The organism is Hungatella sp. SL.1.14, assembly GCF_024460495.1.
In the GTDB taxonomy this organism is placed as follows: Bacteria; Bacillota; Clostridia; order Lachnospirales; family Lachnospiraceae; genus Hungatella; species Hungatella hathewayi.
Genome location: NZ_JANFYJ010000037.1, coordinates 1 through 24,326, shown reverse-complemented (window position 1 = coordinate 24,326; position 24,326 = coordinate 1). Strand labels below are relative to the sequence as shown.

The 24,326-nt window shown below is 49.1% G+C and carries 22 protein-coding genes; 19 read left to right on the top strand and 3 right to left on the bottom strand.

The genetic code is table 11. The features are described from left to right. Positions 1 to 13 precede the first annotated feature (13 nt). From NE473_RS27270 to NE473_RS27225, 10 genes are read left to right on the top strand one after another with little or no spacing between them, the layout of a single operon-like run. Positions 14 to 1,879 carry a TRAP transporter large permease gene (locus tag NE473_RS27270; RefSeq protein WP_055652189.1) on the top strand — a complete coding sequence of 622 codons (1,866 nt, stop codon included), beginning with the start codon at positions 14 to 16 and terminating at the stop codon, positions 1,877 to 1,879. Positions 1,880 to 1,892: 13 nt separating this feature from the next. After that, positions 1,893 to 3,083 (top strand): 4Fe-4S binding protein, encoded by a 1,191-nt coding sequence (locus NE473_RS27265; RefSeq protein WP_055652190.1) that lies wholly within the window; start codon positions 1,893 to 1,895, stop codon positions 3,081 to 3,083. After that, positions 3,080 to 4,321: a 3-isopropylmalate dehydratase large subunit gene (locus NE473_RS27260; RefSeq protein WP_055652191.1), complete on the top strand. Its 1,242-nt coding sequence runs from the start codon at positions 3,080 to 3,082 to the stop codon at positions 4,319 to 4,321. The genes NE473_RS27265 and NE473_RS27260 overlap by 4 nt, the downstream gene beginning before the upstream one ends. 16 nt (positions 4,322 to 4,337) lie before the next feature. Continuing rightward, positions 4,338 to 4,847 carry a LeuD/DmdB family oxidoreductase small subunit gene (locus NE473_RS27255; protein WP_171038732.1) on the top strand — a complete coding sequence of 170 codons (510 nt, stop codon included), beginning with the start codon at positions 4,338 to 4,340 and terminating at the stop codon, positions 4,845 to 4,847. Beyond that, positions 4,834 to 5,928 (top strand): M24 family metallopeptidase, encoded by a 1,095-nt coding sequence (locus tag NE473_RS27250; RefSeq protein ID WP_055652193.1) that lies wholly within the window; start codon positions 4,834 to 4,836, stop codon positions 5,926 to 5,928. Before NE473_RS27255 ends, NE473_RS27250 begins: the two co-directional genes overlap by 14 nt. Before the next feature lie 13 nt (positions 5,929 to 5,941). Then, positions 5,942 to 6,955, top strand: a complete 1,014-nt coding sequence (locus tag NE473_RS27245; protein WP_055652194.1) for a hypothetical protein — start codon at positions 5,942 to 5,944, stop codon at positions 6,953 to 6,955. Then, entirely contained in the window at positions 6,952 to 8,211 is a 1,260-nt protein-coding gene (locus tag NE473_RS27240) for a 3-isopropylmalate dehydratase large subunit (RefSeq protein ID WP_055652195.1), read from the top strand. Before NE473_RS27245 ends, NE473_RS27240 begins: the two co-directional genes overlap by 4 nt. Positions 8,212 to 8,213: 2 nt before the next feature. Further along, positions 8,214 to 8,711, top strand: a complete 498-nt coding sequence (locus NE473_RS27235) for a LeuD/DmdB family oxidoreductase small subunit (RefSeq protein WP_055652196.1) — start codon at positions 8,214 to 8,216, stop codon at positions 8,709 to 8,711. Positions 8,712 to 8,729: 18 nt separating this feature from the next. Then, on the top strand, positions 8,730 to 9,230 hold the full coding sequence (locus NE473_RS27230) for a LeuD/DmdB family oxidoreductase small subunit (RefSeq protein WP_055652197.1): 501 nt from the start codon (positions 8,730 to 8,732) through the stop codon (positions 9,228 to 9,230). Between the two features lie 4 nt (positions 9,231 to 9,234). Further along, entirely contained in the window at positions 9,235 to 10,251 is a 1,017-nt protein-coding gene (locus NE473_RS27225) for an AbrB family transcriptional regulator (protein WP_055652198.1), read from the top strand. Between the two features lie 69 nt (positions 10,252 to 10,320). Here NE473_RS27225 and NE473_RS27220 read toward each other — a convergent pair whose 3' ends face one another. The 3 genes from NE473_RS27220 to NE473_RS27210 form a co-directional block, all read right to left on the bottom strand. After that, positions 10,321 to 11,388, bottom strand: coding sequence for a carbon-nitrogen hydrolase family protein (locus NE473_RS27220; protein ID WP_055652199.1), 1,068 nt, complete (start codon positions 11,386 to 11,388; stop codon positions 10,321 to 10,323). A gap of 42 nt (positions 11,389 to 11,430) precedes the next feature. Then, positions 11,431 to 12,840 (bottom strand): SLC13 family permease, encoded by a 1,410-nt coding sequence (locus NE473_RS27215; protein ID WP_006771261.1) that lies wholly within the window; start codon positions 12,838 to 12,840, stop codon positions 11,431 to 11,433. Between the two features lie 352 nt (positions 12,841 to 13,192). Further along, positions 13,193 to 14,068, bottom strand: a complete 876-nt coding sequence (locus tag NE473_RS27210; RefSeq protein ID WP_055652200.1) for a LysR family transcriptional regulator — start codon at positions 14,066 to 14,068, stop codon at positions 13,193 to 13,195. A gap of 122 nt (positions 14,069 to 14,190) precedes the next feature. Between NE473_RS27210 and mdcA the strand changes: the two genes are divergently transcribed. The 9 genes from mdcA to NE473_RS27165 all read left to right on the top strand — a co-directional run bounded on the left by mdcA (position 14,191) and on the right by NE473_RS27165 (position 24,224). Next, positions 14,191 to 15,828: a malonate decarboxylase subunit alpha gene (gene mdcA / locus NE473_RS27205; RefSeq protein WP_055652201.1), complete on the top strand. Its 1,638-nt coding sequence runs from the start codon at positions 14,191 to 14,193 to the stop codon at positions 15,826 to 15,828. 19 nt (positions 15,829 to 15,847) lie between these two features. Then, positions 15,848 to 17,395, top strand: a complete 1,548-nt coding sequence (locus NE473_RS27200) for an acyl-CoA carboxylase subunit beta (protein ID WP_022031254.1) — start codon at positions 15,848 to 15,850, stop codon at positions 17,393 to 17,395. An 11-nt stretch (positions 17,396 to 17,406) separates the two neighbouring features. Next, positions 17,407 to 17,730, top strand: coding sequence for a sodium pump decarboxylase gamma subunit subfamily (locus NE473_RS27195; RefSeq protein ID WP_022031253.1), 324 nt, complete (start codon positions 17,407 to 17,409; stop codon positions 17,728 to 17,730). A 28-nt stretch (positions 17,731 to 17,758) separates the two neighbouring features. Further along, positions 17,759 to 18,205: an acyl-CoA carboxylase biotin carboxyl carrier protein subunit gene (locus NE473_RS27190; protein ID WP_055652202.1), complete on the top strand. Its 447-nt coding sequence runs from the start codon at positions 17,759 to 17,761 to the stop codon at positions 18,203 to 18,205. A 13-nt stretch (positions 18,206 to 18,218) separates the two neighbouring features. Next, complete coding sequence (locus tag NE473_RS27185) at positions 18,219 to 19,382, top strand: sodium ion-translocating decarboxylase subunit beta (RefSeq protein WP_006771268.1); 1,164 nt, start codon at positions 18,219 to 18,221, stop codon at positions 19,380 to 19,382. Positions 19,383 to 19,552: 170 nt separating this feature from the next. Continuing rightward, complete coding sequence (locus NE473_RS27180; protein ID WP_055652203.1) at positions 19,553 to 21,004, top strand: DEAD/DEAH box helicase; 1,452 nt, start codon at positions 19,553 to 19,555, stop codon at positions 21,002 to 21,004. Positions 21,005 to 21,103: 99 nt separating this feature from the next. After that, complete coding sequence (locus NE473_RS27175; protein WP_055652204.1) at positions 21,104 to 22,111, top strand: alpha/beta hydrolase; 1,008 nt, start codon at positions 21,104 to 21,106, stop codon at positions 22,109 to 22,111. A gap of 146 nt (positions 22,112 to 22,257) precedes the next feature. Then, the gene (locus NE473_RS27170) at positions 22,258 to 23,313 is read left to right on the top strand and encodes a DNA glycosylase AlkZ-like family protein (protein WP_055652205.1); all 1,056 of its coding nucleotides are present in this window, start codon (positions 22,258 to 22,260) and stop codon (positions 23,311 to 23,313) included. 92 nt (positions 23,314 to 23,405) lie between these two features. After that, positions 23,406 to 24,224 carry a MerR family transcriptional regulator gene (locus NE473_RS27165; RefSeq protein ID WP_055652206.1) on the top strand — a complete coding sequence of 273 codons (819 nt, stop codon included), beginning with the start codon at positions 23,406 to 23,408 and terminating at the stop codon, positions 24,222 to 24,224. The last annotated feature ends 102 nt before the right edge of the window (positions 24,225 to 24,326 follow it).

Below are 24,326 nucleotides of genomic sequence, written 5' to 3'. Positions count from 1 at the left end.
TTGGAGGGAATACATGGAGAATGTAAAAGAAAAAACGAGGGTCATTTCGGCTGTTTTAAAGGGGATTGGCTGGCTGGAAGATAATATCAGTGCTCTTTTTTTAGGAAGTGCAATCCTGCTGCTGTTTTATGAGGTTTTGGCCAGATATTTTTTCAATACGGCTGTATATGTGTCTACAGAATGGACACCGGTTCTTGTTACCTGGACTATGCTGTTGGGAAATGCAATACTGATTCGGGAACGCGGACATATCAGTATTACGCTGTTTGAAGACAGTTTAAAAAAACCGGAAAATAGAGAATGGCTTAAGCTTTATATTTCTGTTATCACATTTGCTTTTTGTATTATTTTTTTGAATTCATCTGTTCATTTTGTATCCGGAGCATATAAATCGGGAGTGTTGTCTGAATCCCTTCTTCATACGCCGATGTGGATTATCTTTAGCATGATGGTAATTGCCGGTATACTGATGCTTATTAATTCGTTAGTCAAAGTAGTTCAGGATGGAAAAACCGTATTTACAAATCCTTCGTTTGCCAGGACACCAATGCCCCTTATTCTTCTGGCGGTTACGGCGGTTATCGTAGCGTTCGTTGTTCTCAGTAAGAGTCCGCTGGTTATTATGGCTGTAATGATGGGGGTTTTTATGCTGATGGGAGTTCCGATCAGTTTTGCACTGGGTATGGCAACAATCATAGCAATTGCCAGGTTTGATATAATTGCCACATCATCCCTGGCCAGTAAAATGTTTTACAGTATCAACAAATATAGTCTGCTGGCAATTCCATTTTTTGTAGTCAGTGGAAATATTATGGCAAAGAGCAGTATCGGAAAGTATTTGCTGGAATGGGCAAGTTCTTTGCTCCGCAGTATCCAGGGTGGACTGGCTATGGCTATTGTAGGCGCGGCAATAATTTTTGCTGCAGTTTCAGGAGCTTCCGCGGCGGCAGCAGCGGCATTGGGGGTCATGGGATTGCCGCTTCTTGTGGAAAAGGGATATCCTAAAACGTTCGGTGCGGGGCTGATTGCAGCAGGAGGAACACTGGCAATCATTATTCCGCCCAGTTCCATTATGATTTTATACGCGTGTACGGCAGAAGTTTCTACTACCGATATGTTTAAAGCAGGAATTGTGCCTGGTTTGTTGATTGCAGTTGTTCTGGTTGTATATATCTATGTATACTGCAAGAAAAACGGCTATGGAAAAGAAGATGTAGGTAAGTTTTCTATGAAAGAAGTAGCCCATACTTCTAAAAAAGCAGTTTGGGCACTAATTATGCCGGTAGCTATTTTAGGTGCAATTTACAGTGGAATCTGTACGGCTACGGAAGCAGCGGCCGTGTCTGTGATTTATGCCGCCATCGTGTGTCTGTTTATCTACAAAGACGTAAAACTGAAAGAATTTAAGACAATATTTTACGATTCTGTGAGAACAAGTGCATTTATTCTTGCCATTACTATGACAGCAACGCTTTTTGGCTTTTTGATTACCATGGAAAAGCTGCCACAGATGATTCTTGGGATTGTTTTGGGAGCCAGAATTAATTCTGCCGGTCTTTTGATTGCGCTAAACTGTGTATTATTCCTTTTAGGTTTCTTTATGAGCCCGGGGGCAATTATATTAATCGTAGTGCCGATGATCCTGCCGGTGACTTCGGCATTGGGAATAAGTCCAATCCATTTAGGCATTATGCTTACGGTTAATCTGGAACTGGCACTTTTGACACCGCCTGTAGGAACAAATTTGTATGTACTGAGTAAAATTTCAGCTCTGCCTGTGTCAGAAGTGATAAAAGGGCTGATGCCGTTTATTATCATTATGTTTATAGCTTTAATGTTCCTGACGTTTGTGCCGGCGCTTAGTTTGTGCCTGTTGTAGAGGAGGGGAAAATATGGCAGATTTAAGTGTAAATTGCGGAGGACTTAAACTTAAAAATCCAATTATGATTGCATCAAGCCCCCTTACAGCAAAGTTATCTTTATTAAAAGAGGCTGAGGAACACGGTGCAGCGGGAGCTGCGATTAAGCATACGATGATGTCTCAGAGATTTGAAGCCAGACCAAGATGGTTCTATGACAGAAAAATTGGGGTGACGGTCAGCGGGGATCCGAGACTGAATCCAGATGAAGCACTTGATTTAATAAGAAAGACAAAAGAAGAGACCAGCCTTGCAGTCCTGGCTAATATGTCGGGAACACCCGGAAAGCTGGAGAGTTGGGGGGAACTGGCACGCAATCTGGAACAGGCGGGAGCGGATGCGATAGAACTTAACTTTAACTGTCCTAATCTTTTGTCAGCAGATATAAAAACTTCTGTTTCCGGAGCCAATTTGGGGGCGGATCCAGAAGCATGCAAAATTGTGACCGGAGAAGTTAAGAAGGCAGTTCAAATTCCGGTAGCAGTGAAGCTGTCTACAGAAAGCGGTACAGCAGTAAAAGTAGCGCTTTCCTGCAGGGAGGCAGGCGCAGACATTATTAATATTCATGCGGGATATCGGTCTGCTCCCGGTATAGATATTTATCATGGAGGGCGGTTTTTATATCCGGGTTCTGAATACGGTAATTTTGGCGGTTGTACTGGTCCGTGGAGTCGGCGCTTTTCCCATCGCTTTTTGGCCGATATTGCTGCTGCTGTTCCAGAAGCAGGATTAATGGGTGGAAGTGGAATTTCAGACTGGAGCCATATCGTCGAGGCGATTATGTTCGGAGCAGAATCCATACAGATCTGTACTGCTGTTATGGAACAGGGATTTGGACTGCTTGACGGCTGTGTGAATGGTTTAAAACGTTTCATGGATGAACAGGGGTATAAACGGTTGGAGGATATGCGCGGGCTGGCTCTTAATTATGTGGTGAAACCAGGGCAGATGGTCTATAAAGAGGTAGCTGCTGCTATAGATGAAACACGCTGCAGCGGATGTGGATTATGCACCAGGATTGCGCATTGTAATGCGATAAAGACCGGCAGAAAGGGAACGTATGAGGTAAACCCTGAAAAATGTATTGGCTGCGGCTTCTGTCTGGGCGTATGTCCTAAAAAAGCAATACGAATCATGAATAGATGTGAGGAGGAAGACGAATGAATATAACAGAAAAAATTATGGCAAAGGCTGCAGGGCTGGATCACGTAGAGGCTGGACAGATTATAGATGTTTCTGTTGACCGGGCATTTACACATGAGAAACTTGGGCCGTTATTTTTTGATAAATTCCGTGATATGGGGCTGAAAGTCTGGGATAAGGACCGGGCAATTGTATTTGCAGACCATGGAGTTCCGCCGAGCCGTGTTCTGGATGCCAATATGATACTGGATACGGTAAAGTTTGGAGAAGAGCAGGGAATTACCTGTTACAACGGAGAAGGAATCTGTCATCAGCTGATGCCTGAAAAGGGTTATGTGCTTCCAGGAAAGGCATATGTGGGAACAGATTCACATACTACGACATATGGGGCGCTTGGAGCATTTTCTACGGGCATCGGATCAACAGAGATGGCGTGGGTATTTAATAAAGGAAAAATATGGATGAAAGTGCCAAAAGCTATTCTGTTTAGGGTTAATGGGAAGCTGGATCCCATGGTTCTTGGAAAGGATTTGGCACTCCACATTATGGCGCTGATTGGGGCGGATGGAGCAAATTATATGACCATGGAGTATACAGGAGAAGCCGTGAGAGGGATGAGCCTAGATTCCCGGATGTCTCTCTGTAATATGGCAGTGGAGGCTGGTGCCAAGAACGGAATTATTGAGGCGGACGAGAAGGTTATAGAGTACTTAAAAGGCAGGGCCCGGGGAGAGTATGAAATCGTAAGATCTGATCCGGACGCTGTATATGAAAAGATTTATGAAATAGACGGGAGTGCACTGGAACCTACGGTGGCAAAGCCTGGTGGCTCTCAGTATTCAGTACCCGTTGGAGAAGTGGAGGGAATCCCATTTAAGCGTGCGTTGTTGGGAACATGTACCAATGGCCGTATGGAGGATTTTCGCATTGCCCGCGATATTATTAAAGGAAAGAAGATTAAAGACGGAGTCCGGCTTCAGATATTGCCCGCTTCCAGGGATATTTTTAAACAATGTGTAAACGAAGGGATCGTATCGGACTTTCTCGAAGCAGGAGCAATCTGGTGCAACCCGCAGTGTGGTCCCTGCGGTGGAGGCCATTATGGATTATTGGGAGAGGGTGAAGTCTGTTTAAGCACATCAAACCGTAATATGGTCGGGCGTATGGGGGATCCGAAGTCAGAGATTTATCTGGCATCTCCTGCCGTTGTAGCAGCTTCCGTACTGACGGGAAAAATTACAGATCCAAGAAAGGTGTGAGGTGATTCTTATGCGTATGAATGATAAAGTATTTGAGATATATCCGGATAATGTGGCTGCCGAACAGATTATACATACAAAACACGTGAAGGCACTGACTCCGGAAGGGTTTCGGGAAGCATGTATGCTTGATATAGATACTGATTTTCATGAAAAAATGGAACGTGGAAAAATTATGGTTGCCGGCAGGAATTTTGGCTGTAATTCCAGCAGAGAATGGGCTCCTGCATCCTTAAAATATTCAGATGTCAAGTTGATTATCGCAGAAAGTTTTTCACGTATATTCTTTAGAAGCGCCATTAATATAGGACTACTGATTCTGGAATGCCCCGGTATTACAGAATTCTGTGATCCAGGAGATGAACTGGAGGTGGATTTTTCCACTGGGGTTGTGGAAAACAAGACGAAGGGGGCCCAAATATCGGGTATGGTTCTTCCTGAATTTCTTCTGGATATTATGACTGCAGGGGGATTAATGAATAAGCTGGAGGCCGAAATGGAGGAAAAATGCCATGAAGGTTCATAAGATTGAATTGCTAAAGGCAGTAGCAGCATCTTTAAATGCCGATGCATTTCTGGTTTACAGTCCGCAGTGGCATAAGGAGAACTACCGTTTTTTAACAGAAAAAAATTTTATTGGTCCATTTGGCATTATCCTGTATTTGGCGTCGAGAGAAGAAGTTCATATTATCTATGGCGCCGACTGGGATCTGTTAAAAAACCGTTCCGCTATAAAACACGCAGAATGTCATGCGGATCAGCCGGCTGAAACAGTGGAACGTCTCCTGATGGAAGGAAATGTGAAGACACTGGCAGTATCCGGATCGAAATATATGACAGCTGCACTCGAACAGGCAGTAAAAAAAGCAGGGGCATTGACCGTATCCGCAGAAGGCTGCCTGGAACGGGCACGGATGCAGAAGACGGAGGAAGAAATCAGCTATTTAAGGCAGGCGGTCCGGCTGGCTGATGAGGTTTGGCCTGTATTTATGCAGGGAGTTGCGGACGGACTGAACGAGTATCAGATTGTAGCTGAGGTGGAGCATTATTTAAAACTGCACGGAGCAGAAGACTGTTTTATGCTTTTGGCCACAGGCGGAGATGATGTGAGGGGAATGACGCCTCCCATGATGCGTACAGCGCGTCCCGGCGATATGGTGCGTACTGAAATTACACCGCAGGTCAATGGCTGGTGGGCTCAAATCTGTCGTACATGTGTAAAAGGAAGGGCGAAAGAAAACCAGAAAAAGGCCTTTGAGATATTTTTGGAGGCGGAGCAGGCAGGCTTTGATATGATCCGTCCGGGGGTAAATATCCGGGATGTGGCAAAGGCTGAGAATGATGTGTTCCGCAAATATGGATATGGAGAGTATTGTACAGAAAAGTATACCAGAGTTCGGGGACATGGTCATGGACTGGATTTAGATGAGATGCCACTGGTTTTGGAGTCAACGGATCTGGTACTTAAGGAGAACATGGTGGTGGTGATTCACCCGAATACCTTCAGTCCACTTTGTGGTTATATGGTTTTTGGTGATCCGGTTCTGATTACGAAAGATGGATATGAATTGCTTTCTGTAACGGAGCGTAAACTGTTCGAGGTGTAATGAGGAGGAGAATTTGAAACGGGGATATATGGATTGGAATAAAGAACTGCTTCCTGCAGGCGTACTGGAAAACAGGCGCAGGGTACTGATGGAAACAGCTGTAAAAGCAGGAGCGGACGCGGTGGTTATATATGGCGATGTCTATTCCGCAGATGAATTATCGTTTTATGTAAATTATGCACCCTACTGGTGCAACAGCGCTGCGGTGATTACAGCGGATGAATTTTATATGGTAACGGGACACAACAACCGTGTAAATCCATGGATTAGTACACTGACAGGCTTAAAAGAGGAGAATCTTCTTGCCGCTGGATTTAAAGTGCCTGTAAAAATTGCAGAGTCATTAAAGGATAAGTTCCCGCTTGGAGGAACGATTGGAATAATCGGTAAGTATGTAATGGCAGAAGTGATAAAAGAGCTGAAGAATCATGGCTTTCATCCAGTGATGCTGGATTCTCTAGTATCAGGGCTTCTGAAGAATACAGATGAAGCGTATAAAAAAACTGCTGCAAAGGCTGCTGCAATTTTAAAACACGCATTCATCCAGGGGGAAGCGGCATATGACCGTGGAGGCAATTCTAAGACAGTTGCTGCAGAAATCGAATATGACGCAAGAAAGAATGGGGCAATGGATATCGTCTTGTATGCTGCTTACGATGGACAGGAATTCGGTCTTCCTGTCATGAAAGAAGACGTGGGGGGACACTGGACTTTATATGGTTTAATGCAGTATCTGGGAGTATGGGTAAGCCTGGCGCAGCCCTTCGGCATTAATTATAAACAGGCGGAGGCTCTGTTAGATAGGGCGGCAGGGTGGCTGATACCGGGAGCAGAGACTGCAGGAAATATGGAAGGGTACGAAATCTCTGTAAAGCGGGTTACTGCGGATGCGATTTCCAATTTAAATGAAGAGGTAAAAGAACTGTGCGAGAACCAGATTGTTGCTGTTTCCGCTTATTGTAAGTCGGACGGAATTTACTGTGAGAAAATGTATTGTGTAACAGGTAAGGGGGCAATTGCTTTATGAATATGGTAGAAAAGATTCTGGCGAAAGCCAGTGGGCAGGAAAGCGTAAAACCAGGTGATGTAGTGGTTGCAAATGTAGATACGCTGCTGCTTCATGATTTAAGTGGATATATAACTGCCAATGTATTTGAGAATGAAGTGAAAAAAGAGATGCGCTATCCAGAACGCGTGGCTATGGTATTTGATCATCATTTTTCGCCGCCGACTGAAGCGAGAGCTGATGTTCTGGAACGCAATCGGGAATTTGCAAGGAGACACAAGATTCATCTGTTTGATTGTGGTTCCGGTAATATTCATAATGTAGGTGTTAGAAATGGATTTGTGAAACCCGGCACAATCGTTGTGGGCTCTGACAGTCATACGCCGGTGCATGGAACAATGGGCTGCTTTGCGACGGGACTGGGAAATAATTCCAACGCAGCCACAGTGATGGCTTATGGAAAAGCGTGGTTTATGGTTCCGAAAACAATTAAAATTGAGCTGACTGGCCATACAAAATTCGGAGTCACACCGAGAGATGTGGCCCTCTGGCTGACTGGCCAGATAGGGGAGGGCGGTGCTGTTTACCGGGCGCTTCATTTTACCGGTCAATTTATAGAAGATCTGGATGTCTGGGATCGCTGGCTGTTTCCGTTGATCACGATTGATGTTGGAGGAAAGTGTGGATTTATTGATCCGGATGAAAAGACAATCCAGTTTATAAAACAATATACGGATGAACCATTTGAAATCTTTACATCTGATCCGGACTGTGAATATGAGCGGACCATGACATTTGACATCAGTGATTTGGAACCACAGGTGGCGGCTTCCCCAACTCTGGGAAATGTAAAACCGGCGGAAGGCTTTAACGGAAGGCCGATTCAGTGGGCTGAGCTGGGAGGTCATGGAGGTGGACGACTGGAAGATTTCAGACAGGCCGCACAGATATTAAAAGGCAGGAAGCTGGCACCAGGAGTTAAGTTCAATGCGGTGCCAAGCAGCAGAGAAGTGTTTGAACAATGTCTGAAAGAAGGTATCGTGGAGACTTTCCATCAGGCTGGAGCTTCCTGGTTCCCAGCCAGTACAGGGTCCAACCAGGCAATTAATATGGGGGCGATGTCAAAGCATGAAGCCATGATTTCAACACATGCCCGTAATTTCCCGGGAAGAAATGGAAGTCCTGAGGCGATTATGTATTTAAGTTCTGCCTATACAGTGGCTGCTTCGGCAGTAAAAGGCTGTGTGACAGATCCGAGAGAATTTTTGGAGGGATAAATATGGAAGCAGAAGGCCGTTGCTGGAAATTTGGAGATAATATTCCTACAGACCAGATTGTAAAAGCAGACCGTGTTCTGGAATCTTTAGATGAGATGGCCAGGCATGTATTGGAGAACTTAAATCCTGACTTTCCTGTACACGTACAAAAAGGAGATATACTGGTAGCCGGAAAGCATTTTGGCCAGTCATCAGGACGCGCAGTAGCACCCAAAGCTATTAAAGCAACCGGAGTAGGCGCTGTAGTGGTTGAATACGCATCCAGGCTGTTTTACCGAAATTGTTTTGAAATCGGGCTGCCGCTCATGGAATGTGAAGGAATAACGGAAGAAGTTTCTGATGGGGATATTCTGCATGTGAATATGGAAACAGGGATGATACAGAACAAGACCACGGGTAAGGAATTGAAAGCCAGACCCGTTCCACCTTTTTTGATGGAAATGCTGGAAGCAGGTGGACTGATTGCGTTTGGTCCCAGAATTGACGAATATCAAATATAAGAAATTGGTGGTGATTATGTGGAAATAATTAAGGGGAAGGTTTGGAAATTCGGAGATAATATTCCCACAGACCAGATTGTGAGGGTGGACAGGGCATTGGGATCAATGACTGAAATGGCAAAACATGTGCTGGAGAACTATAATCCCGAGTTTCCGAAAAAAGTTCAAAAAGGGGATATTTTGGTTGCGGGAGTTCATTTTGGCCAGTCGTCAGGGCGGGCAGTGGCTCCCAAAGCTATTAAAGCTACAGGGGTAGGAGCTGTTGTCACAGAGTATGCCTCCCGGCTGTTTTACAGGAATGCGTTCGAAGTAGGACTGCCGTTAGTTGAGTGTCCGGGCATAACATCTCATGTTTCGGAGGGAGATATTCTGTCAATAGATATGATTTCAGGGGAAATAGTAAATGAGACAACCGGAGACAGACTCAGAGCAAAGCCAGTGGCGCCTTTTCTCATGGAAATGCTGGAGGCTGGAGGGCTTATTGCTTTTGGTCCTCGCATAGATAACTGGAAGGGATAAGAGATTGAACGCAGTCTCAGGATTCATATTGTTCTGGGGTGTCAGTATAGCTGGATATCTGGCAGGGCGGCGCCTTAAGATACCTGCCCCCGCGATACTGGGACCAATTGCCTGTTTTCTGGTGCTGACAATTTTGGGCGTAAAATTTACCATACCGGCCTGGCAGAAGCCTGTTCTTTCCGTGATAACAGGAATACTGTTGGGAATGCGGTTTAATCAGAATTTTAAGGGCGTACTGTGCCAGATGCTACTGGCTGCCATCTGGCTTGTGTCACTGTCCCTTATTGCGACGGGGGTGCTGATATTTACGGGACTGGAGAAAGAAACAGCGCTTTTTGCTGCGACTCCGGGAGGGATGGCAGAGATTACCCTGATGTCATTGAGTTATCATTCGGATCCATTTGCAACGGTACTCTTACAGTCTTCCAGGATGATATGTTCTATGGTGGTATTTTCTTCTCTGGCGTTCCGATATAGATGTGAGGAGACGGGAGAGAAGAAGGCGGTCACAGCAGAACGGCGTCTTAAATGGTATGAATGGGGAGTGCTGTTGCTGCCGGTATTGGGGGTTACGTGGATACTGACTCGTTTTCACGTCCCTGCGGCAAACCTTTTGGGGCCGATGCTGGTGATAGGAATTGCCGTGAAAGCCGGAAATGTGTCGTGCAGGATTAATAAGCGAATTCAGACTCTGGTGCAGATTGGTATAGGGGGCCTGGCAGGTGCAGCCATAACAAGGGAGAGTATTCTGGGATTTCCCGAATACATATTTCCAGTCATAATATTGAATATACTGGTGATTATGGGCAGTCTTCTGCTGGCCAGGATTATGATGTGGATGACAAACTGGGATAAAGCTACTTGTATACTGGCATGCTGTCCGGCAGGGCTGTCTCCTACTATTATGATAGCTATGGAATATAAAGCAGATGCCAATATTGTAACGCTGTTTCAGGTGCTTCGAATGGTAACGGTACTGGTCAGCACACCGTTTCTTGCAAAAATGTTGATTGCCGGCTGACCTGACATGGGGGACCGCATCTGTGATTTATCAATCACAGATGCGGTCCCCTCTTTTTTGCATAGTGCTTTATTCTGTCTCTTCCTCTTCTTTATAAGGAATAAATTCCCTCGATTCCCCAATCCCCTCATCATAGAAATACGCCGGTTCCCTGGGAGTCTTGTTTACGTGGAGCTGAAATACGTCGAAACGCTGGTAGGCTCCCGCGATATCGTGGATTCCTTTTGCGGTAATTTCAGCTGCAATATCGCAGTCGGCGTAAATAATGCCTTCCTGGTTGTTCTCGATTGACGGGCAGCATGGCTGGCCGTTAGGTCCGGCGATCATGGTGAGGGCCCAGGACTGGTTGTGGAGCCATTCCTTTAAAGCGGGATCGCCCACAGACATCTGCTCCATGGCATCTTCGTCGAGAGACGCAGAGGAACAGATATTAAACACCTTAGCCTCAAACGCATGAGCACAGGTGCGTACCCGCAGGCAGTCCGCGTAATTGCCCTTGTCTCTGCTGGTCGGCCAGCATGGCGGATAGACTGAAATATGTACCTGCTCTCCCTGGGCTACCAGGGCGTAACGGGCCAGTGTATTGGAGTTCTCGCCGCAGATCAGGGAGCCGATTCGTCCAATCTCTGTGTCATGGATATTGAGCGAAGAACCGTCACCAAATGACCAAACCAGCTTTTCTCCCCAGGTGGGAAGAAGCTTTCTGTGATGACCGATCATATTGCCTTCCCGGTCAAATAACAGGGTGGTGTTCCACATTGTCCCAAAGTTGGTGGTGCTCTTCTCACAGATGCCGACGGATAAGAAAATACTGTTGTCGCGGGCGATTTTCTGAAGTTCATTAAATGCCGGACCTGGCACGGTTACCGCATTTTCAAACAGCCTCTTGTAGAACGGATGCTGGTCTACCGGCGGCAGGAACAGGCACCAGAGCGGGAAGGTAGGAATAAAAGATTCCGGGAACACTACGAGGTCTGCACCGTTATCCTTAGCTTCTTTCGTCAGACGGGCTACTTTCTGAACGGTTGCATCGCGGTTTAAGAATACGGGAGCTGCCTGAACGGCTGCGGCTCTTAACTTTGGCAGTGTATCACCAATTGTGTGAGTAACTTCTTTGACTGCTTCTTTTTTAGACATAGTATCTGCACTCCTTTTCTTCGTGTGAGGTGTTTTAATTGTTTACGGTATCAGTCCCAGAATCTTCCAGTAAGGCACGCTGGCCGTCAGCGCCAGAATGCTTACGATATGGAAGACCAGACAGAACGGCACCAGCATGGTATGACTGAGTTTTTCATCTCCGCCGGCTGAGTTGAATGCGGCCAGGAAGTTGATGTTCTGGTATTTTGTAAAGTATGGATATACCACGCAGTAGGACGCCATGGCTGCGATCCAGGGGCTCATGCCGGCCTGTACGCAGAACGGAGTCAGAATTACAATGAAGAGCGTGTAACAGGTGGTCATATCCACGATGATAAAACGTGCAAGCAGTGCGACGGTGGCAATGACAAAGACAAATAAAAACGGGTTGCTGATAAGACTTGCCATGGAAGCACCGAATGTATTGCCCAGCCAGGTGTCGATCCCCACTGTGGTAAGGGCATTGGCCAGGTTGATGGCGCCGCCCATAAAAGCGATGATGCTCCAGTTGATGCGGCTGTTATAGTCCTTCGGTGTGATGACGCCGAGGGCCAGCAGCGCTGACATGCCTAACACGGCTGTTATGGCTGCCGGAATATTTAAGGTGCGTTCCAGAACCCAGAAAAATATGCAGGCAACGAGCACGATCAGTGTGATTTTCTCACTTCTCGACATGGGGCCTAAATCGGTCAGCATCTTATTGACATCTTCCTTTGTCAGCTTCGGTGCCTGTGCAGGCTTATAAAGTATCCGGATTGCGAAGTAACTGGCGATCGTACAGATTATGAGCCAGGGAAGCATGGCCCGCAGCCAGAACATCCAGCTGAACTGGGCCTGTACTGTCTGGGGAAGGAGGCCCATGATGATGTAGGAAAAGAAGGATGCGCTTAAAACGGCCTGGCTGAGCAGTGTATAGCCCGCATACATGGCAGACCACATGCCGGCCATTCCTTTGGAACGGTCCTCAAATCCCAGCTTTTCACCGATGTCAGTGGCCATGGCGCCTACAATGGATACTTTTGCGATGGTGGAGGGAATAAACGGCCCGATGATAACACCGGATCCCAGCAGAGCCAGGACCTGTCCGTTAAAGGTCGGCGGGCAGACCCGCATAATCCAGAGTGCGACTCTTGCCAACAGTCCGCTCTTCGTTACGGCAGCGCCGATTCCCATGGCTGCGATGAGCAGCCAGACGGTGGTTCCCGAGAAACTTCCGAATGCCGTTGTAAAGGGCACAATTCCTAAAAGAACCCACGTACAGCACATAATAAAGATGCATACAAAATCGGGGATTGCATTGGTCATCCAGTTGATAATGGCCCAGATTAACAGACCCATTGTCCACATCGCCTTCTGTTCCAGCCCCCCGGGTGCGGGAATCAGAGCGATGGCAAGGCCCACAGCGATGGCGGCAGCTTCACTAATAAGCTTCTTCCTTGTCTCTTTTGTCATGATAAAAGTACCCCTTCCTTCAAAAAATGAATGACTGGGCACAGCAGTCTGTACTTTACCGCGGCAGCATCATCCCCCCGGATAATCATGTTTCCTCCTCTCTTTTGCCTGATCAATTTGCGATAGAAAGTAAGTATCTGTGCCTTCTCCCAATTGCATACTGCAATAGTGACAAAAAGTATTTGCTATATAAGGAATTATATGTACAAAACGCCAGAATGTAAAATACTAATACTTTTATGGATTTATGCCTTTTTTGTTATGTATCGGAGGAAATGATTGATGCTGCAGGTGATATGAATGTGAAAATGATAATAGCCTGGGGAGAATCCCCAGGCCAGAACCGGCATGTCTATTTCTGAAACGCTCTAAAATAATCCTGAACAAAGTCGCGAAACAAAATGGCAGCGGGAGAGAGATAACCCTGAGACCGCCAGGACAGGTTAATGTAGCGTCTGCACTGCGGAAAGGAAATAGGGACCAGTGCGATGTTCTTCGTATCCATGCCCTGCCAGGTAATGGAAGGGATGAAGGAGATGCCGATACCGGCCCGGATCAGTTCGCGGACCGTCTCAGGACTGTCGCTCTCCAGCACGACAGAGGGTTCAAAGCCGGCTATCTTGCAGAAAGTATCAGTGATGGTCCTTAAACTCTTTCCCTGCTGAAGACAGATAAATTCCTCGCCTGCTACCTCGCTTAAGTTAAGATTGTCCCGTTTGGACAACGGGTTGGAATCAGGCAGTGCCAGGAGAATTTCTTCTTCTATCAGGGTGACAGAATAATCCTGTGTGCATGGCTGCATGGAGGAAAACAGGGTTAAGTCGCAGCCGTTGGGTTGGTTCTTCGTTAAGTCCTCCTGGATGATCTGAAGCCGGATAGAGGGGTATTCATGCTTAAATGCCATGACCAGTTCCGGCAGCAGCTTGGAAGCCGCATAGAGGGAGAGCGTGACAGTCCGGCTGCGTTCTCCGGCTGCATCGCCGATCTCCTGCTCGATATCTTTCAGTTCCTGGAGAATCCGGTTTGTATGCTTCAGAAGAATCTCGCCGTAAGAATTTAAGATAATATTTTTCCCGGAACGCTCAAACAGCTGGACTCCCAGTTCCTTCTCCAGCCGGGAAATCGTACGGCTTAACGAAGGCTGTGCTACGTGGAGCTCTTCGGAAGCCCGGGTGATGTGCTGAAGTTCCGCGACTTTCTTGAAATAGATGAGAGAATGAATGTCCATAAATCCGCCTCCTTTTATAACATTTTGGATATCGTTATGTAACAAAGTATATATTGGACGTTATAAAAAGTCAATGCTATTATTTTTTTATCAGGAACGTATTGTCAGAAAGGGGAGAGCACATGATTTGGGATCAAGAACGCCGCTCAAAGGCAGAACGGATGGAGAAGGCCGCCGGTTATGCAAGGGGAAAACGAGTCGGAACGGAAGAGATCGTTCCATTTTTAGAGAGTGTGATAAGGCCGGGTGACAGAGTCGTACTGGAAGGCTGCAATCAGAAGCAGGCTGCATTTTTAGCCGGAGCGCTTAAGGAAGTGAATCAGGGAAAAGTCCATGATCTGAACATGATTATACCATCGATTTCAAGAGATGAGCACCTGGACCTCTTTGACAGGGGAATTGCATCGGAAATCAACTTTTCCTTTGCCGGGATGCAGAGCAGGCGGCTGGCGGAAATGGTGGCAGAAAACACTGTGAAAATTGGAGCGATCCACACGTACCTAGAGCTGTACGGCAGGCTGTATGTGGACCTGACGCCCAATGTCTGCCTGATTGCCGCGGATAAGGCGGACTCAAACGGTAATTTATATACCGGATATAACACGGAAGAGACGCCCATACTGGCGGAGGCGGCTGCGTTTAAGAACGGCATCGTCGTTGCACAGGTCAATGAGATTGTGGGAGAGGGCGATCTTCCGCGTGTCGACATTCCGGGCGGCTGGGTGGATTATATTGTCAAGGCCGATGAGCCATATCCTATGGAACCGCTGTTTACCAGAGATCCGGCCAGGATTCAGGAAGCCCATATTCTGATGGGCATGATGACAATCAAGGGAATCTATGCAAAGCATGGTGTGAAAAGCTTAAATCACGGTATTGGCTATAATGGCGCGGCAATCGAGCTTCTTCTGCCCACCTTCGGAGACTATCTGGGGCTGAAAGGGAAAATATGTACCAACTGGGTCTTAAATCCCCACCCCACCCTGATTCCGGCTGTGGAGGCGGGCTGGGTAAAACAGGTGTGCGCCTTTGGGGGAGAACTTGGCATGGAGCGGTATACGGCCGCGAGACCGGACATCTTCTTTACCGGAAAGGACGGCATGCTCCGGTCCAACCGGGCAGCGGCCCAGGTGGCCGGGCTTTACGGGATCGATCTGTTTCTGGGAGGCACACTCCAGATGGATTATGAGGGGAACTCTTCCACCGTGACGGGCGGCCGGCTCAGCGGTTTCGGCGGGGCTCCCAACATGGGAAACAGTACCGGCGGCCGGCGCCATACCACAAAAGCATGGCGAGATATGGCTCCGCTTACCGGTTCCATGGCCTCCGGGCGGAAACTGGTGGTTCAGATGACAAAGAGCCAGAGCAAATACGGCCCGGCCTTTGTTCCGGAGCTGGATGCCGTGAAAATTGGCAGAAAAGCGGGTATGGATGCGGCTCCCGTCATGGTCTATGGCGAGGATGTGACGCATGTGGTGACAGAGCAGGGAATCGCTTACCTGTATCAGGCTCAGAATGCGGAGGAGCGCACAAAAATGCTGGGCTGTATCGCTCAGGGAACGCCGGTCGGCTCTATGGTGGGGATCGGAGAGATCGAACAGCTGCGCAGAGAAGGAAAGGTGGCCTATCCGCAGGATCTTGCCATTTCTCCTGATGCGGCAAAGCGGGAACTCTTAGCGGCAAATTCTCTGGAAGAGATTGCCGATCTGTCCGGCGGCTTATACCGTGTGCCGGAGCAGTTTAGGAAACAGTCTGAGTGACAGTCTGGAGGGAGAAAGGTTGGCTACAAAAAAACAGGAAGAACTGTTAAATTTAAAAGAGAGGCTGCGGATGGGCGGCGGAGAAAAGGCTGCAGAGAAGCAGCATTTGGCGGGCAAGATGACCGCCCGTGAGAGGCTTTTTGCGCTGTTTGACGAGGGAAGCTTTGTGGAGACAGGCTTATTTGTAAAGCACCGCTGTACGAATTTTGGCATGGAGAAGAAGCAGTCGCCGGGAGAGGGCGTTGTGACAGGCTATGGGACCGTGAATGGAAGACTTACATACGCTGCGGCCCAGGATTTTACGGTGATAGGCGGTTCTCTGGGGGAAATGCATGCGGACAAGATCGTGAAGACACAGGAGGCTGCCATGAAGGCAGGGGCTCCCATGATCTGCATCAACGACTCGGGGGGAGCGCGCATTCAGGAAGGCGTGGATGCCCTGGCGGGATATGGGCGCATCTTTTATAACAATACCATGGCTTCGGGGGTGATCCCACAGATATCCGTGATTATGGGGCCATGCGCGGGAGGTGCTGTATATTCACCGGCTCTGACAGATTTTATCTTTATGGTAAAAAATACAAGCCAGATGTTTATTACCGGTCCCTCAGTAATCGCCGCAGTCACAGGGGAGTCGGTGACTGCGGAGGAACTGGGGGGAGCGAGGACTCACAATGCCATCAGCGGAGTGGCCCATTATATGGCAGAGGACGAAGAAGACTGTATCCGGCAGATAAAAGAACTGCTTGGGTATCTTCCCCAGAACAACATGGAGACTCCTCCGGAAATGGAGTCAGGGGACGACTGGAACCGGCAGGACGATTTTTTGAATGAACTGATTCCCGAAAATCCCGGAAAGCCCTATGACATGAAGACGGTGATCGAAGCGCTGGCGGACAACGGACGTTTTATGGAATATCAGGAGTATTTTGCCCCTAATCTGATCACCGGATTTATTCATATGGGAGGAAGGAGTACGGGGGTGATCGCAAACCAGCCGAAGGCCATGGCAGGCTGTCTGGATATCAACGCTTCCGATAAGGCTGCGCGTTTTATCCGCACGTGTGACTGCTTCCATATACCGCTCCTTACGCTGGTGGATGTGCCGGGATTTCTGCCTGGGACGATGCAGGAGCACAACGGAATTATCCGCCACGGCGCCAAGCTGCTGTATGCCTACAGTGAGGCGGTGGTACCGAAGATAACGGTTATCACAAGAAAATCATACGGCGGGGCCTATATTGGAATGTGTTCCAGACATCTGGGAGCCGATGCGGTCTTTGCGTGGCCCGATGCCGAGATTGCGGTCATGGGAGCCGATGGAGCGGCCAATATTATCTTTTCTAAAGAGATTAAGAATGCTTCTGATGGAGCGGCCAGACGGAAGGAAAAGATTGCCGAATATCAGGAGACCATGATGAATCCGTATGTGGCGGCTTCCAGGGGATACGTGGATGATGTGATCATGCCGTCAGAGACGAGAAAGCGCATCATCAGTGCGCTGGAGGCATTTCGCGGCAAGCGGGTGCAGAAAATACCGAAAAAACATGGAAATATTCCATTGTAAGGAGGTGTGTCATGTTTGGTGACAGTTTGACTGTGGCGGATACGCTATTGATTTCCGGCTTCAGTATACTCAGTGTATTTCTGGTACTGCTTCTGCTTTCCTATATGATTGATTTCTGTGCGTTTCTGGTAAAGCGGAGTGAAAACTTGCCGGAAACCGGCACAGGGACTGCTGCACCGGCAGCAAACGACAGCAGCGACGTGCTATTGGCTGCCGCGGCTGTCGCTGCCTGTCTGTCTGTGGAGCCGGATGACATTGTGGTGCGCAGAATCAGAAGAGTGGAAGACTGCGGCGGTACATGGGCTCAAAGTGCGCGTTTGGAGTCCATACGATAAATAACAGGAAGGAAGGGGAGTTAAAACCATGGGAATAAAAGTATTTCGGATCGTGCTTGACGGTGTGGTTCATGAGGTGGAGGTAGAAGAGATACACAGAGAAAGCCGGGGAGGCGGCCAAACAGCCCAGGGAAAGACTGCCGGTGCAGAAGACGGAGAAACACGGAATATGCGGCCTCCGGTAACGGCGGAAGCGGTTTCACAGAATCGGCCGGCGGGAGGAGCTGGGGCGGCTGCGGTACAGAAGGGGGCTTTTGCAGGCACCGAAAGGATCACTGCTCCTCTTCAGGGGACGATCCTGTCGGTTCCTGTGACTTCCGGGCAGACGGTAAAATGCGGAGAAGTGCTGGTAATCATCGAAGCTATGAAGATGGAGAACGAGATCATTGCCCCGCGCGACTGCACGGTAACATCCATAATTACCTCAAAAGGAGCAGCCGTGGCAGCAGGGGATCCGCTGATTGAAATCTCTTAAGGAGGCCTGAAGGATGAGTGAAATTTTACTGGAGTTCTGGAAGAGCAGCGGCTTATCCCAGCTGTTTCAGTGTGATACTGTACTGTTTGGACTGCATCTGCCCGGTGAACTCATTATGATTGGAATTGCCTGTCTTTTTCTCTATCTGGCAATTCATAAGGGGTATGAGCCCTATCTTCTCATTCCCATAGCGTTTGGCATGCTTCTGGTGAATCTGCCCAGGACCGGTCTGATGGCTGCCGCGGTAGGGGATGAGAATGGCGGTCTCCTATATTACTTATACCAGGGAACCGATTTAGGCATCTATCCGCCGTTAATCTTTCTCTGTATCGGAGCAGGGACGGACTTTGGCCCGCTGCTTGCTAATCCGCGAAGTCTCCTTTTGGGAGCTGCGGCCCAGCTGGGGATTTTTTTGACCTTCGCCGGAGCGATTATGCTGGGGTTTACAGGACCGGAGGCAGCGTCGATCGGAATCATTGGAGGTGCGGATGGGCCGACGGCCCTTTATTTAACCAGCAGGCTGGCTCCTCATCTGCTGGGGGCCATTGCCATTGCGGCCTACTCCTATATGGCTCTCGTACCGATTATTCAGCCGCCGATTATCCGGCTTCTGACAACGGAGAAGGAGCGGAAGATCAAGATGGAACAGTTAAGAGCGGTTGGTAAAACGGAAAAGATCATCTTTCCTATTATAGTGACCCTGTTTACAGTCCTGCTTCTTCCTTCGGCGGGCGCGCTGATAGGCATGCTGATGCTGGGAAACTTAATAAAAGAATCCGGCTGTGTTCCGCGTCTTGTCGATGCACTGCAGAATTCCCTGATGTACATCATATCTGTGTTTCTTGGAATAACCGTTGGAGCCAAGGCGAGCGCAGATGCGTTTCTGCGGGTGGATACATTAAAGATTATTGTGCTTGGCCTGGCTGCATTTTCCGTGGGAACCGCGGGCGGCGTGCTGCTGGGAAAGGTGATGTGCAGACTGTCAAAGGGCAAAGTAAATCCCATGATAGGCGCCGCAGGCGTCTCTGCGGTTCCAATGGCGGCCCGTGTGGTGCAGAAGGAGGGACAGAAATACAACCCATCCAATTTTTTGCTGATGCACGCCATGGGGCCTAACGTGGCCGGCGTAATTGGTTCAGCGGTAGCGGCCGGGATGCTTTTGTTATTTTTTCGGTAACAGGAAACAGGGGGAAAATCATGTAACAGTTCCCGGATGCATGTCCGGGAACTGTTTTTGCCAGTAGATTCTGAGATCAATCCATTGTATAATAAAACAAGCCGGCAGGCCGCGACATGGCCTGCCTTTCTGATTTGACTTATTATAACTAAAATGGAAGGAATTAAATTATGCCGGAAAATAAAAATGGGAACGGTTTTCTGCCCTACGCCCTTGCCCCTGAAATTATCCATGCGCTGGATCTCCTTGGATATCAGGAGCCAACGGAAATACAGAGGGAAGTAATACCCGCCGTTCTGGAGGGACGGAATGTGGCAGCGCGGTCCAGGACAGGTACGGGTAAGACTGCGGCGTTTGGGATACCGCTCTGTGAGAAGATCGTCTGGGAAGAGAATCTGCCTCAGGCGCTGGTACTGGAGCCCAGCAGGGAGCTGGCGGTTCAGGTCAGCAATGAGCTGTTCCACATAGGACGCAGGAAACGTCTGAAGGTGCCGGCCGTCTTTGGCGGATTTCCGATTGATAAGCAGATGCGCACAATAAAACAGAAGTCACACATTGTGGTGGGGACTCCGGGACGCGTCATGGATCTGATTCAGAGAGAGTGTTTAAAGCTCGCCGGTATCCGGTATCTGGTGATCGACGAGGCGGATCTTATGCTGGACATGGGATTTCTGGAGGAAGTGAAGCAGATCATGGCTCTGTTGCCGAAAGGAGGAAAAGTTCTCCTTTTTTCGGCTACCCTGGATGAGAAGGTACGGCTCCTGGTGGATGAATATATGGAGGATGCCGTTATGATTGCTCCGGAACCAGATGCGGAGGAAGAACCCGCAATTTCCCAGGTGGTATACCGCGCGGACCCGGAAGAGAAATACGACCTGCTGAAGCGGACCCTGATTCTGGAGAATCCGGAGAGCTGCATGATATTCTGCGGTACCAGAGAGATGGTAAATGTGCTCCTTCAAAAGCTGAAACGAGACCGGATATTCTGTGGAATGATACACGGAGAGATGGAGCAGAGAGAGCGTTTAAAAACAGTGGATGCCTTCCGCAGAGGTGGATTCCGTTTTCTGATTGCCACCGATGTTGCGGCCAGGGGAATCGATTTCGATAAGATCGATCTCGTGGTAAACTATGATTTCCCGGGCGGACGGGAGACTTATGTACACCGTATCGGGCGAACCGGAAGAAACGGAGAAAAGGGGAGAGCCGTAAGCCTTCTGTGTGAGAGCGAGGAACGAATGCTTCATATGGTGGAAGCCTACATGGGGCGGGAACTTTCAGTTACAACATGCCCGGAAGCGGATGAGGAGGCCACAAAGGCGTTCTGGACGAGGCAGAGGGAGAGAAGGGCTCCGAAAGCTCAAAAGGGAGCCGCTTTAAATGCGGGAATCACGCGTCTGTCCATCGGCGGCGGCCGGAAATCGAAAATGCGTGCAGTCGATATCGTTGGAACCATCTGCAGCATTGACGGAATTGGGGCGGAAGACATCGGTATTATCGACATCAGGGAAAGTCTGACTTATGTGGAGATTCTTAACGGCAAGGGGCAGGCGGTACTGGAAAAGCTGCAGGAAAAGACAATCAAGGGCAGGCTGCGGAAAGTGAGGATTGCCCGCAGATGAGCGTGACGCTGGCCGGCATGACGGCCGGATTTTTATGGTCCGGATTCTGCTTTTCTGAATAGGATGCCATTAGAACATCATATCAGACGGGAGAAATCTATGAATCAAAGAGTACTGTTGGAACCGGCGGCGGAGACTGTCTGCATTGAGAATTCAGTTCCGCCGCTGATTTTTGAACTGCCGCCGGAAGAGGGGCGCCGGGTGCTGGAGGAGGCACAGGATGCGCCGGTCTGCCTGTATCCGGCACAGGTGGAGGCGTCCATGGTGGACACTGGCCAGTGGGGCCGCATTCCCGTGTACCGGGTAACACCGGTAAACAACGGGTTCGCGGAACATGTGATCTTCTATATTCATGGGGCCGGCTGGGTATTCGGAAGCTTTCATACCCATGAAAAGCTGGTGAGAGAGCTGGCGGCCAGGACCGGTTGTACGGTGATATTTCCGGAATATTCCCGCTCTCCGGAAGCGCGTTATCCAACTGCTGTCGAGCAGTGCTACAGCATACTCTGCCAGCTGCCGGATCTGTTTGAACAGGCGGGACGGAGGATGAACGGGAATACACTGACTGTAGCCGGGGACAGTGTGGGGGGCAATATGGCGATCGCCATGACCCTGTTCTCCAAATACAGAGGCGGTCCTGTGATTCATAAGCAGCTTCTTTATTATCCGGTGACCAACGCCTGTTTCAATACAGCGTCATACTGTGAATTTGCGGAGTGCTACTACTTATACCGGGCCGGAATGATGTGGTTCTGGGATCAGTACACCACCTCGGAGAACTGCAGAAACCAGATAACGGCCTCCCCGTTAAGGGCGTGCACTGAACACCTGGAGGGACTTCCGCAGGCCATGATCTTAAATGGCCAGGCAGATGTACTGAGAGACGAGGGCGAGGCCTACGCCGAAAAGCTGCGGGTCGCCGGAGTGCCGGTGACGGCAATGCGTTTTCAGGCGATCATCCACGATTTCGTCATGCTGAATGCGCTGGATGAGACCAACGCATGCAGGGCGGCAATGGATGCATCCACAGAATGGATTAACCGGAAAAATATGGAATGGTATCAGGATCATGCAGGCCAGTCTGCGGACGATTGCAGCATTGCATAAATCACACGGGACACTTTGCTGTTTCAACGGTCCGGTTTTCCGGGCGGACAGACGCAAAACGCAGCCTCACTGTGCCTGCGTTTTTGCGTCTGAACTCTCGGAGAGTCTCCGGATCAATACGGAAGGAATACGGAGGAAAAGGTTTTATGAATCAACATGCATACAGAAAGCTGCGTATGGAACGCCAGCATTTTACAAAACCCGCGTCAAAGAAGCAGTATGGAGAACTGTTTAAGCAGATGTCGCCCGTACTCTGTGTGTACTGGAGCTGTCCGGGAAGTCCTCCGGAGCTTTTGTACCGTGCGGCCTTTGACGACAGCAGATATTGCTATAAGATGAGGGAGAGCCGGACGATTATTAAGGGGAGATTCCAGAACGGCAATATTGCTTATATTTATGCGGACGAACTGGAGCTGTTTGCGGCAGTCTACCGGAAGGACAGGCCTTTTACGGATACGGAGCAGGAGCTTTATGACCTTTTACAACGGGAAGGTCCGATGACGATCCACGTCATGAAGGAGTTTACAGGCCTGCTGGCGAAAGAGATCACGCCCGCTCTGCACCGGCTGCAGGAGAAATTTCTCGTATTCGAGGATCAGACCGATAACGAATGGGACCGGGCCTGGTACCCGTTTGAGTCGGAGTTCCCTGATGCAGATCTGGACCGTTATACGAAGGAGGCAGCAGCAGAGGAACTGGTGAGACGGTTTGCATGGCTGAACGTATGGATTGATGCGGCCATGGTGAGATCCTTCTACCGTCTCCCGTTAAAAGAGATCAAAGGTGTGCTGGAGCGGCTGGTATCAGATGAAACGCTGGAGCCGTATGAGGGCGGATACATTCGCCGGGAGGACCTGCCTCTGCTGGAAGGTGAGCCGGCAGAGGTGCCGGAAAAGAACCATACGGTGTTTGTGCTTCACAGAAATGATTTTCTGGTGAAATCCAATGAGCACTGGCTGAAGGAACGGTTCACACATGCGGAGTACGATGTGCTGGGCTATCTGCTGATTGACGGGGAGTTTGAGGGATGTCTGCTGGGGCATTTCCGGAACGGTCCCTTCGAGCTGGAGGATGTGGCCGTCCGTATGGAAAAAGGCGCTGCAGATGCGTTGAAAGAGGATATACGAAATGCCGTGGAACTTCTGTACGACCCGGAGACAAGCCCCCTTAAGCGGTATATGGGAGAGGCGTTGGAGCGCTGAAAAAATATTTTGAATTTCATGCTTGACTCTCACACTGTGGTATGGTCTATAGTGATACTGAGCTCAAAAACACATATATGTGAGGTGGTACTATGTTAAAGATTGGTGATTTTTCAAAGCTGTCGAGAATCAGTATCCGTATGCTGCGCCATTACGATGAGATCGGCCTGCTGGAACCAAGGCTGGTTGATCCAGCCACCGGTTACCGGTATTACGGGGAGGAACAGCTCTCCGCGGCCGGACAGATTCAGAATCTGAAATCCATGGGATTTGGCCTGGCGGTCATCCGTGAAATTTTAAACTGCTGCGGCAGACCGGAGGAAATGGAGAGATTTCTCCGGGTTAAGAAGAAAGAGCTGGAAGACCAGATGGACGGCATCGGTACGAAGCTGCGGCTGCTTGATAACACCATCGAATGGATCAGAAAGGATGGAGATATGATGGATTATCAGGTAACGTTAAAAACTTTGCCGGAGAGGTACGTGGCGAGTGTCAGAAAAGTAATTCCGGCTTATGACCAGGAACAGATATTATGGGGGATTCTCCATGAAGAGACGGGAGCGCAGAACCTGCAGATGGCATCGCCCGGTTACGGAATGGCTGTTTTCCATGATGAAGGATATAAGGAAGAGGATGTGGATGTGGAAATTCAGATTTCCGTTGAGGGAGCGTACCGGGATACGGAGCACGTAAAATTTAAGACGGTGCCCCCGGTTCTGATCGCTTCGGCTGTTTATCAGGGCAGCTATTCACAGATCACAAGAGTCAATGAGGCAGTGGCCCACTGGATTCATGACAACGGGTACGAGTACGACGGCGCTTCGTTCTGCATTTATCACGTCAGCCCTCACGACACATCGGATCCGGAAAAACTGGTAACGGAAGTGTGTTATCCGGTGAAGAAAAAATAGAATATGGAACTTTACAGGAGCCGGGTATGCTGTATTCAGGATACCCGGCTCTTTTCAGCTTCACGGCCGTGATACACCGGGTAAATTGTCTTTTCCAGCCCG

Coding starts and splice junctions, on each gene's coding strand:
- NE473_RS27270 (WP_055652189.1), top strand. CDS start 14: ATGGAGAATGTAAAAGAAAAAACGAGGGTCATTTCGGCTGTTTTAAAG.
- NE473_RS27265 (WP_055652190.1), top strand. CDS start 1,893: ATGGCAGATTTAAGTGTAAATTGCGGAGGACTTAAACTTAAAAATCCA.
- NE473_RS27260 (WP_055652191.1), top strand. CDS start 3,080: ATGAATATAACAGAAAAAATTATGGCAAAGGCTGCAGGGCTGGATCAC.
- NE473_RS27255 (WP_171038732.1), top strand. CDS start 4,338: ATGAATGATAAAGTATTTGAGATATATCCGGATAATGTGGCTGCCGAA.
- NE473_RS27250 (WP_055652193.1), top strand. CDS start 4,834: ATGAAGGTTCATAAGATTGAATTGCTAAAGGCAGTAGCAGCATCTTTA.
- NE473_RS27240 (WP_055652195.1), top strand. CDS start 6,952: ATGAATATGGTAGAAAAGATTCTGGCGAAAGCCAGTGGGCAGGAAAGC.
- NE473_RS27235 (WP_055652196.1), top strand. CDS start 8,214: ATGGAAGCAGAAGGCCGTTGCTGGAAATTTGGAGATAATATTCCTACA.
- NE473_RS27220 (WP_055652199.1), bottom strand. CDS start 11,388: ATGTCTAAAAAAGAAGCAGTCAAAGAAGTTACTCACACAATTGGTGAT.
- NE473_RS27215 (WP_006771261.1), bottom strand. CDS start 12,840: ATGACAAAAGAGACAAGGAAGAAGCTTATTAGTGAAGCTGCCGCCATC.
- NE473_RS27210 (WP_055652200.1), bottom strand. CDS start 14,068: ATGGACATTCATTCTCTCATCTATTTCAAGAAAGTCGCGGAACTTCAG.
- mdcA (WP_055652201.1), top strand. CDS start 14,191: ATGATTTGGGATCAAGAACGCCGCTCAAAGGCAGAACGGATGGAGAAG.
- NE473_RS27195 (WP_022031253.1), top strand. CDS start 17,407: ATGTTTGGTGACAGTTTGACTGTGGCGGATACGCTATTGATTTCCGGC.
- NE473_RS27190 (WP_055652202.1), top strand. CDS start 17,759: ATGGGAATAAAAGTATTTCGGATCGTGCTTGACGGTGTGGTTCATGAG.
- NE473_RS27185 (WP_006771268.1), top strand. CDS start 18,219: ATGAGTGAAATTTTACTGGAGTTCTGGAAGAGCAGCGGCTTATCCCAG.
- NE473_RS27180 (WP_055652203.1), top strand. CDS start 19,553: ATGCCGGAAAATAAAAATGGGAACGGTTTTCTGCCCTACGCCCTTGCC.
- NE473_RS27175 (WP_055652204.1), top strand. CDS start 21,104: ATGAATCAAAGAGTACTGTTGGAACCGGCGGCGGAGACTGTCTGCATT.
- NE473_RS27170 (WP_055652205.1), top strand. CDS start 22,258: ATGAATCAACATGCATACAGAAAGCTGCGTATGGAACGCCAGCATTTT.
- NE473_RS27165 (WP_055652206.1), top strand. CDS start 23,406: ATGTTAAAGATTGGTGATTTTTCAAAGCTGTCGAGAATCAGTATCCGT.